We start from the raw sequence: 7,933 nt of genomic DNA, 5'->3' as shown, positions 1-7,933 counted from the left end.
GGGGGGGGGGGGGGGGGGGGGGGGGGGGGGGGGGGGGGGGGGGGGGGGGGCGCGCCCCCCCCCCCCCCCCCCCCCCCGGGCGGGGGGGGGGGAGGTGTTGGGCCCCCCCGACCACCCCCCCCGGCCCAGCGCCGCCGAGCGCCGGGCCGCCCCCAGCCTGGCCGCCGCGGTCCGCGACCTGGACAGCCGCCGGGCCCGGTCCCGCCAGCGGATGATCGGTGCCTCGGAGCTCGGCGAGTGCCGGCGGCGGGCGGCCTACCGGGTCGCCCGCCGCCGGCCGACCAACACCCGCACCGGACTGCAGGCCTTCATGGGCACCGAGCTGCACCGCGGGGTGCTGCGCGCCCTGCGCCGCCAGTACGGCGGGTTGACCGAGGTCGCGCTGAAGGGCGAGCAGGTCAAGGGCCGCTGCGACTGGTGGCACGCCCCGGTCGTCGAGGACCTCAAGACCACCTCCCGGTTCGGGTTCGAGCGGGTGCTGACCCGCGGGGTCCCGGTCCGGCACTGGTTCCAGGTCGCCGTCTACGCCTGGCTGCTGCGCACCGGGCAGACCGCCGACCGCCGGCTGCCCGCCGGTGGCGCGCAGGACGTCGAGGGGCTGCGGATCCGCTACCTGTCCCGGGACTCCGGCGAGGACGTCGTCTTCGAGGCCGACCACGACCCCGCGCTCACCGCCGAGGCGATCCTGTGGCTCACCGACGTCTACGCCACCGTGGAGGACGACGGGGTCGACGCCGTCCCCCGCGACGGGTTCGGGCCGGGCGTGGACACCATGTGCGACTGGTGCCCGTTCCTCGACCTGTGCTGGGGCCCGCCGGTCGACCCGGCGAGCGAGGGCGAGGTCTCGCGCCAGTCCCGGCTGACGGTCACCGACGAGGACTACGTCGCCGCCGTCCACGACTACGACGCCTGGCGGGCCGCCGAGAACGAGGCCCGGCGGCACAAGGAGTACGCGCGGGAGCGGCTGCGGGGCCGGTCCGGCCCGGCCGACGACCTGCACTGCGAGTGGACCGGTGGCAGCCTGCGCACGCAGGTGGACAAGGACGCCGCGGTCGAGCGGCTGGCCGAGCTCGGTGAGGTCGTCCCCACCCGGACCGCCCGCAGCCCGCAGACCATCCGCGTCACCCGGAACGGCACCCGGCAGGACTGAGGGCGGCGGCGTCCCGATCCGCAGGGCCCTCGCCGGCCGGCGTCCCGCCGCGGGTGCGGACGACGGCCACGGCGAGCGTCAGGCCCCAGACGAGGAACCAGGCGTCCCACAGGGCGACGTGCCAGCGCAGCGCGACGGGGTCGATGCCGCCGGCCGGGGTGAGGACGCCGGCCAGGGCGGCGGACCCGAGGACGACGTTGGCCCCACCCCAGGCGACCAGCACCGCCGCGGTCGCCGAGGCGAGGACCGCGCGGGGCGGCGTCCGGGACGCGCCGGCCGCCACAGCAACGCGGCCGCGACGGCGGCGGCAGCGAGCTTCGCCGCGACGGTGAGCGCCCCGAGCAGGACCGCCGGCGCCTCGCGGGAGCGGGCCAGCGCCTCGACCGCACCGCCGACGGTGTCGAGCAGGGCGGTGCCCCCGGCTGTCCAGTAGGCGCTGACCGCCGCCGATGCGAGGGCGAGGACGACAGCGGTGAAGACCCACGCCGCGCCCGTACGGCGCTGCCGCTGCGCTGGTCGCTCCGGCATGGTGCCTCTCCCGGTCGGCCGTCGTCCCCGCGTGCCCCCGGACGAACGCCGGGCACGACCGGGGGCTTCCCCGGGGAGCGCTGCGGTGCGCGTCCGCCCCCGCTCTGCACCGCTCCCGTGCCGCCGGGGCCTCAGCCTGGGCGCGAGGCGACCGCATCCAGCCGCCGGCGGACGACGGCGACCTGCTCCGGGGAGCCCATGAGCGCGCCGATCTCGTCCTGCTCGGCCTGCAAGCCCTCGGCGAGCGGCACCCGGCCGGCGAGGTCCAGGAGCCGCTTGGTGGCCCGGGTGGCGCTGCGGCTGTGCCCGGCGATCTCGGCGGCCAGCTCCTGCGCGGCGGCCAGCGGGTTGGCGGCCTCGCGCGTGGCCAGGCCGAGCCGCACCGCCTCGGTGCCCGGCACGCGGCGCCCGGTGAGCGCCAGCTCCTTGGCGACGTCGCGGCCGACCAGCTCGGGCAGCAGCTGGGTCCCGCACATGTCCGGCACCAGCCCCCACCGGACCTCCATCACCGACAGCTGCGCGTCGGGGGCGACGATGCGGATGTCGGCGCCGAGGGCGACCTGCAGCCCGCCGCCGAAGGCGACCCCGTGCACCGCGGCGACCACGGGGGCGGGGACCAGCGACCACACGTGCACGGCCTGCTGGCCACGGGCCCGCGCGGCCCCGAGCGGTTCCCGGGGGACGACGACGCGCCCCGCGCCGCTCTCGGCCATCGCGGCGAACGAGCCGAGGTCCAGCCCGGCGCAGAACGCGCGACCGGAACCGGTGAGCACGACCGCGCCGACGTCGTCCCGCTCGACCAGCTCCCGGCCGGTGGCCACCAGCGCCTCGAACATCGCGGGGTCGAGGGCGTTGAGCTTCTCCGGCCGGTCCAGCCGGACGGTCGCCACGCCGTCGGACACCTCCAGCGCCACCCGGCGCGACCCGTCGTCCACCCGTCGCTGTCTACGGAAGGGGTGACGCCGGTGTCAACCACCGGCCCGTGCGCCGCCCCGGGCGGCGTTCGTCCCCGCGGGGTGACGCGCCGGCCCCCTCGTCCCTGCATCCTCCTCCGGTCGGGCGGGAGGGGGTGCGGTGCCGCGATGAGCCGTGTGGTCGGTCGCGACGCCCAGGAGAGCCTCACGTGGCCGCTGCTCTCGATCGCCGTGGTCATCGCGGCCCAGGTGCTGATCCCCGCCGGCAACCGGGTGGGGCCGCCGCTGGCGGTCCCGGCCGTCGAGGCGGTCGTGCTGCTCGTGCTGCTGGGCATCGCGGCGCGACCCGGCCCCGTCCCGCGGACCGCCCGCACCGTCGTCCTGGCCCTGTTCGGCGTGCTGGTGTGCGCCAACGCCTCCGCGGCGACCCGGCTGGTGGTCCTGGTGCTGGAGGGCGGCGAGGTCGACGGCGCCGTGCTCACCGCCGAGCGGCTGCTCGTCGCGGGCGCCCTCGTCCTGCTCACCAACGTGGTCACCTTCGCGCTGCTCTACTGGCAGCTGGACGGCGGCGGGCCGGCGGGGCGCGTCGCCGAGCACGCACCCCTGCCCGACTTCCAGTTCCCGCAGACCGCCACCCCGGCCCTGGCCGAGCCGGGGTGGCGGCCCCGGTTCGGGGACCACCTGTACCTCGCGTTCACCAACCTGGTGGCCTTCAGCCCGACCGACACGCTGCCGCTGAGCCTGCGGGCCAAGGGGTTGATGGCGCTGCAGTCGGCGATCTCCCTGGGCGTCCTCGTCGTGGTGCTCGCCCGGGTCGTCAACACCCTGCCGGCCTGACCCGGGCGACCCCCGCGTCCGTCACATGTCGAGGCCGCCGTTGACCCCCCACACCTGGCCGGTGACGTACCCGGAGGCGTCCGCGGCGAGGAAGTGCACGATGCGGGCGACCTCCTCGGGGCGGCCGAGCCGACCCATGGGGATCTGCGCGGTGATCTTCTCGAGGACCTTCTCGGGCACCGCCTCGACCATCTCGGTGGCGATGTACCCCGGGGTCACCGTGTTGACCGTCAGCCCGATGCCCTCGCCGAGCTTGCCGGACCGCTGGAGCTGGAAGCAGGCCTCGCGGGCCAGCGTCTTGGTCAGCCCGAACAGGCCCGACTTGGCCGAGGCGTAGTTGGACTGGCCGATGTTGCCCATCTCGCCGATCACCGACGAGATGTTGATGATCCGCCCGGTGCCCCGCTCGAGCATGTGCCGCAGGGCGGCCTGGGAGAGGTAGAAGGCGCCGGAGAGGTTGACGTCGATGACGCGGCGCCAGTCGTCGTCGGTCATCTTGAGCACGGTGCGGTCGGCGGTGATCCCGGCGTTGTTGACCAGGATGTCGAGCCGGCCGTGCTCGTCGATGACCTCCTGGATGGTCCGCCGGCAGTCGTCGGCGTCGCTGATGTCGCCCTTGTGCACGCTGAACCCCTGGTCGGGGAAGTCCGAGCAGAAGGCGGTGCGGAAGCGCTCGGCGGCCTCGTCGTTGCCGCTGTAGCCGGCGGCGACCGCGGCGCCCTGGCTGGCCAGGCTGCGGCAGATCGCCGCGCCGATGCCGCGGGTGCCGCCGGTGACGAAGGCGACCCGGCCGCGCAGCTTGCTGCCGGCGGCCGCCGTGCCGGGCGCGGGCTCGGTCTGGGCGGTGTTCTCGCGGAACTCCGTGGTCGTGCTCGTGGACGAGGTCGTGGTCATGGGTCTCCTCCTCGGCTCGGACGTTCGGTGCGGTTCGGTGCGGTGGTCAGCGGCGGTCGCCGCGGACGTAGGTGCCGGGCGCCGGGCCCAGGGGCGGGTGCGCGGCGCTGCCGGGCTGCGCCGGGGCGGCCCGGCGCGGGCCGCTGCGCTCGGCCAGCCAGGCGGTCCAGTGCTCCCACCAGCTGCCCCGGTGCTCGGTGGCCCCCTCGAGCCAGCGGTCGGGGTCCGGCCCGGTGTCGGGGCCCTCCCGGTAGGAGGCCTTCGCGCCGCCGACCGGGTTGACCATCGACTGGATGTGGCCGGCGTTGGAGAGCACGAACTCCACCCGGCCGCCGAGGACCTGCGTGGTGGCGTAGGCGGCCCGCCACGACACGATGTGGTCGGTGCTGCCGGCCATGGCGTAGGTGTCCACGTCGACCTTGGAGAGGTCCACCGGCGTGCCGAGGACCGTCAGCCCGCCCGGGGTGGCCAGCAGGTTGCCCTCGTAGAGCTCCAGGTACTGGGCGTAGAGCGCGGCCGGCAGCTCCGTGGTGTCGGCGTTCCAGGCCAGGACGTCGAAGGCCGGCGGCTCCTTGCCGAGCAGCCAGTTGTTGACCGCGTAGTTCCACACCAGGTCGTTGGGGCGCAGCCAGGCGAACACCCGGGCCATGTCGCGGCCGGAGTGCACGCCCCGGCGCCGGGCCCGGGCGACGGCCGCGGCCACCGATCGCCGGGAGGCCAGCGCCCCGAGCTGGGTGGGCGCGGAGGTGTCGAGCATGTTGACCAGCAGCGTCAGCGTGCGCACCCGGGACAGCCGCCCGGTGGCCGCCAGGTGGCCCAGGAGCCCGGCCGCCGTCATCCCCCCGGCGCACAGGCCGAGGACGTGCGCGCACGGCCGGCCGGTGATCTCCTCCACCGCGTCCAGGGCCTCCAGCAGGGCGCCGGCGTAGGTGGAGAGGTCCCAGTCGGCGTGCTCCCGGCCGGGGTTGCGCCAGCTGACGGTGAACCAGTGCACGCCCTGCCCGACCGCGTACTCGACGAGCGAGCGCCCGGGCGCCAGGTCGAGGACGTAGTACTTGTTGATCTGCGGGGGCACGTAGACCAGCGGCACCTCGTGCACCGTGTCGGTGGTCGGGCTGTACTCGATGAGCTCGAGCACCTCGTTGCGGAACACGACCTGCCCGGGCGTCGCGGCCAGGTTCTCGCCGACGACGAAGGGCCGGCGGTCGACCGTGCTGGGCATGCCGCCGTTGTGCCGCAGGTCGGAGAGGAGGTGCCGGGCGCCGGTCAGCAGCGAGCCGCCGCCGGTGTCGATTACCCGCTTGAGGACGGCGGGCTGCAGCGGGTTGTTGGTCGGGGCCAGGGCCTCGGTGATGATCCCGACGGCGAACCGGCCGCGCATCTCGCTCTTGACGTCGAGGTCGGCCTCCTCGATGGCGCGGTCGACCGCCGCGGTCACCGCCAGGTAGGTCTGCTGCATCCGCCGGTAGGCCGGGTTGCCCTGCCACGCCGGGTCGGCCCAGCGCTTGTCCCCGCGGGCCGGGGCGAGCTCCGAGCGGCCGGCGGCCACCAGCGCGAGGTCGCGGGCGAGCAGGCCGAGCTGCCGGGCGACCACCCGCGGCCGCAGCCCGAGGCGGGTGAGCAGCCGCCCGGCGGCGGCGAGCACCTGGCGGACGTTGAGCCCCACGAAGGGGTTGGCGCCGAGCACGGCCTCGGCGGCGGCCTCCTCCAGCAGCCCCGGCGGCGGCTCGGCGCCCTGGCGGGCCGCGCCGCCGTCCCGCGCTCCAGCGGTCCTCGTGGGCTCGCTGACCATGTCGCCTCCCCCTGGCCGCCGCTGCGGGCGGCCGAGTCGCCGGGTGACCTTGTGATCGAGGTCACACGCTAGTGGCACGGCGCCGACCGCGCTGCGGGCGCGGGGTCGAGCGTGCCGGAGCGACCCCGCGACACGCCCGCGGGCCTACAGTCGTGAGCGGTCTCACACGACGGTGTGGCGGGACCGCGGGACGGGAGCAGGCGCATGACCGAGACGCCCACGGGGGCCGAGGACCCGCTCGCCGAGCCGGAGGCGGAGTTCTTCCCGACGGCCGAGGTGCCGAGCCCGCCGACCCTGGCCGGGCGCGCGGTGGCCAGCGCCCTCGCCATCGGCCGGGTGGGGCTCACGGAGGGCTGGCGCTACTGGTCACGGCTGCCGCGCCGCGGGTTCCCGCCCCTGACGGTGCTCGCCGACCTCGGCCGGTGGGCCGCGATCGTCCTCGACCGCCGCCCACCGGTCTGGCACAGCCCGAACGCGGTCGTCTGGACCACGCCCATCGCCCGCCTGCGCGACTTCACCGACGGGGCGGGCGACGACGTCGTCCCCACGCTGCTGCTGCCGCCGCAGGCCGGGCACGACTCCTGCATCGTCGACTTCAGCCCGCAGCAGAGCCAGGTCCGGGCGGCCCGGGCCGCCGGGCTGACCGCGCTGTGGTCCCTCGACTGGATCGGCGCCACGTACGAGACCCGCGACGCGGGCATCGAGGACTACGTCGCCGTCGTCGACCGGGCCGTCGAGACGCTGGGCGGCCGGGTCAACCTGGTCGGCGACTGCCAGGGCGGGTGGCTCGCGGCCGTCTACGCCGCGCTGCACCCCGGCAAGGTGCACACGCTGACCCTGGCCGGGGCCCCGATCGACACCGTCATCGGCGCCCCCCACATCGGGGACTGGATCGGCGTGCTCGAGGCCGGGGACATGGCCTTCTACCGCGCGCTGGTGGCCAGCGGCGGCGGGGTGCTGCCCGGCCGGTACCAGCTCGGCGGGTTCATCGCGCTCAAGCCGGAGTCGGAGGTGGAGCGCCAGCTGCAGCTGCTCACCCACCTCGACGACCCCGACCACGTGGCCCGCTACCGGGAGTTCGAGGACTGGTTCAAGCACACCCAGGACGTCGCCGGCGCGTTCTACCTCTGGATCGTGCAGCACCTGTTCCGCGACAACGAGCTGGTGCGCGGCGAGCTCGTGGTGGGCGGGGAGCGGGTCGACCTCGCCCGGATCACCTGCCCGCTGCACCTGCTCGGCGGGGCCACCGACCACATCACCCCGCCGGCCCAGGTCTTCGCCGCCGCCGCCCACGTCGGGACGCCGCCCGGCGACGTCCGCACCGCGACCACCGCCGGCGGGCACCTCGGGCTGTTCATGGGCACCGAGGCGCTGCGCGACCACTGGCCGGTCATCTTCGCCGGCATCGCCCGGCGCAGCCGCCGCGCCGCCGGGGTCGCCTCCTAGCGTCCCGTGCCCCCGCGACCCGGGCCCCGGCGCCCGGTGCCGCTGCGGACCACGCGCAGGACCTCGAGGGTCAGGTCCCGCTGGGCCTTCAGCACCTCCGCGGCGACGTCGAAGGAGGCGCGCACGGCGGTCTCCGGGTCGGGCACCACCTCACCCAGCTGCCGCAGCGCGCCGGCCCAGGCCCGGGCCGCGCCCGTGACGGCGTGCCCGCCCTGCTCGGCGAGGTGGGTGACGCGGTCGAGCAGGGGTGCGGCGGCCATCGCGGGCTCCTCCCTGGCGGTGGGACGGGGTGGTGCGGGTGGTCCGGCCATCCTGCCGGGCCGGGCGGTGCGCGGAGGGGGCCCGCGCGCGGCGCGGGCCCACGGCATGCTC

The 7,933-nt window shown here is 76.4% G+C and carries 8 protein-coding genes; 3 read left to right on the top strand and 5 right to left on the bottom strand.

The features are described from left to right. The first annotated feature begins 94 nt into the window (after positions 1-94). Positions 95-1,150, top strand: a complete 1,056-nt coding sequence (locus ACI8AC_RS13310) for a PD-(D/E)XK nuclease family protein (protein WP_456898257.1) — start codon at positions 95-97, stop codon at positions 1,148-1,150. On the opposite strand, the gene ACI8AC_RS13305 is transcribed toward ACI8AC_RS13310, so the two are convergent. Both ACI8AC_RS13305 and ACI8AC_RS13300 read right to left on the bottom strand, forming a co-directional pair. Further along, a complete protein-coding gene (locus ACI8AC_RS13305; RefSeq protein WP_456898256.1) occupies positions 1,122-1,433 on the bottom strand; it encodes a hypothetical protein in 312 nt (103 codons plus the stop codon). The genes ACI8AC_RS13310 and ACI8AC_RS13305 overlap by 29 nt on opposite strands. Before the next feature lie 376 nt (positions 1,434-1,809). Continuing rightward, complete coding sequence (locus tag ACI8AC_RS13300; protein ID WP_456898255.1) at positions 1,810-2,613, bottom strand: crotonase/enoyl-CoA hydratase family protein; 804 nt, start codon at positions 2,611-2,613, stop codon at positions 1,810-1,812. Between the two features lie 147 nt (positions 2,614-2,760). Here ACI8AC_RS13300 and ACI8AC_RS13295 point away from each other — a divergent pair, with 147 nt between their 5' ends. After that, positions 2,761-3,429 carry a hypothetical protein gene (locus tag ACI8AC_RS13295; protein WP_456898254.1) on the top strand — a complete coding sequence of 223 codons (669 nt, stop codon included), beginning with the start codon at positions 2,761-2,763 and terminating at the stop codon, positions 3,427-3,429. 21 nt (positions 3,430-3,450) lie between these two features. On the opposite strand, the gene ACI8AC_RS13290 is transcribed toward ACI8AC_RS13295, so the two are convergent. After that, positions 3,451-4,323 carry a beta-ketoacyl-ACP reductase gene (locus tag ACI8AC_RS13290; RefSeq protein ID WP_456898253.1) on the bottom strand — a complete coding sequence of 291 codons (873 nt, stop codon included), beginning with the start codon at positions 4,321-4,323 and terminating at the stop codon, positions 3,451-3,453. A 46-nt stretch (positions 4,324-4,369) separates the two neighbouring features. Then, a complete protein-coding gene (locus ACI8AC_RS13285) occupies positions 4,370-6,115 on the bottom strand; it encodes a PHA/PHB synthase family protein (RefSeq protein ID WP_456898252.1) in 1,746 nt (581 codons plus the stop codon). 204 nt (positions 6,116-6,319) lie between these two features. Here ACI8AC_RS13285 and ACI8AC_RS13280 point away from each other — a divergent pair, with 204 nt between their 5' ends. After that, complete coding sequence (locus ACI8AC_RS13280) at positions 6,320-7,561, top strand: alpha/beta fold hydrolase (protein WP_456898251.1); 1,242 nt, start codon at positions 6,320-6,322, stop codon at positions 7,559-7,561. On the opposite strand, the gene ACI8AC_RS13275 is transcribed toward ACI8AC_RS13280, so the two are convergent. After that, the gene (locus tag ACI8AC_RS13275; RefSeq protein ID WP_456898250.1) at positions 7,558-7,821 is read right to left on the bottom strand and encodes a hypothetical protein; all 264 of its coding nucleotides are present in this window, start codon (positions 7,819-7,821) and stop codon (positions 7,558-7,560) included. The genes ACI8AC_RS13280 and ACI8AC_RS13275 overlap by 4 nt on opposite strands. Between the last annotated feature and the right edge of the window lie 112 nt (positions 7,822-7,933).

The sequence above is a fragment of the Geodermatophilus sp. SYSU D00758 genome, from assembly GCF_054049955.1.
The sequence above is the reverse complement of the archived record's forward strand: the minus strand, read 5'-3'. Positions and strand labels throughout refer to the sequence as shown.